This is a genomic window from Shewanella sp. 11B5, assembly GCF_002836795.1.
In the GTDB taxonomy this organism is placed as follows: domain Bacteria; phylum Pseudomonadota; class Gammaproteobacteria; order Enterobacterales; family Shewanellaceae; genus Shewanella; species Shewanella frigidimarina.
This window is the reverse complement of the sequence record NZ_PJAP01000163.1, coordinates 1-1137: the sequence shown is the minus strand read 5'-3', so window position 1 is coordinate 1137 and position 1137 is coordinate 1. Positions and strand designations below refer to the sequence as shown.

General features: G+C 40.8%; 1 pseudogene. It reads right to left on the bottom strand.

Annotated elements, in window-relative coordinates:
- Window positions 1-1137: pseudogene (locus tag CXF78_RS01345) on the bottom strand (M61 family metallopeptidase); the annotation flags it as partial.

The window sequence follows — 1137 nt, the reverse complement described above, 5'->3', positions numbered from 1 at the left end:
TAGCGTTTCAACAATCTGTTGATGGCTTGACGATTCAGTACCAACACCCGTTAAACCATATTGTTGCCAAAGTTGACGCATAACATCATCAAGGCTATGTTTTCCTTGGGTTTCAATACGGATGGTTAAGTCTACATACAAGGCAAATAATGCGCCTTTGGTATAATAGCTGACGATGGCATTGGCGGCATTTTCATCTTGCTTATAAAACTTAGTCCAAGCATTAAAACTTGATTGCTTTAAGGTTTGTTTAAAGCGACCTTCGCCTCGGTATACTCGAGTCATAATTTGACTGAGTAAAGTAAGGTAGCCTTTCTCATCAATACACTGAGATTTAAAGGTAATTAAATCATCGTAATATGACGTGATACCTTCGTACGCCCACAATTGAGAGGTATAAGACTCTTGTGATAAGTCAAACGGTGTAAACTCAGCAGGTTTAATCCGTTTAACGTTCCATGAATGGAAATATTCATGGCTGCACAGGGATAAATAAGTGCGATAACCTTTATCCACTGGCGTATCTAGTGACAAAGGTAAATCGTTGCGAGAGCACATTAAGGCGGTTGATGCTTTATGTTCTAAGCCGCCAAAACCATTATCCAAAACGGTAGTCATGAACACATAACGTTCAAACGGTGCTGGAGTGCCAAACAAATCGATTTGATATTCGCAAATCGCTTTTAAATCATTGGCCAATCGAACCATGTTGGCTCTGTGTTTACCACTGAGTACGATATCGTGTGGAACACCGGCAGCGAAAAAAGTTTCGATGGTTAGTTCACCCATTTCAACGGGATGATCAATTAAGTCATCGTAGTTTTCAGCGCTAAACTCACCAAAGCCAAATTGTTCACCAGAGGCTCTAGTCATGCTGGTGGCTAGCGTCCAATGAGCTAATTCTGCAAGTGCAGGTTTGGCAATAGTAACGGTATGTGGTTGAGACTCAAGACCATTAGCCGCAAGAAACACACTACTGCCATTAAAAAAGCCATGGTTAGTGTCAAGGTGTGCAGTGCGAACAGACAAATCCCATGCATAAATTTGATAGCACAGAGTGATATCACTGCCATGGTTATTCAATTGCCATGTTTGTTTATCTAGTTGAGTTACCGACAATGTTTGTTGGTTTTCTTT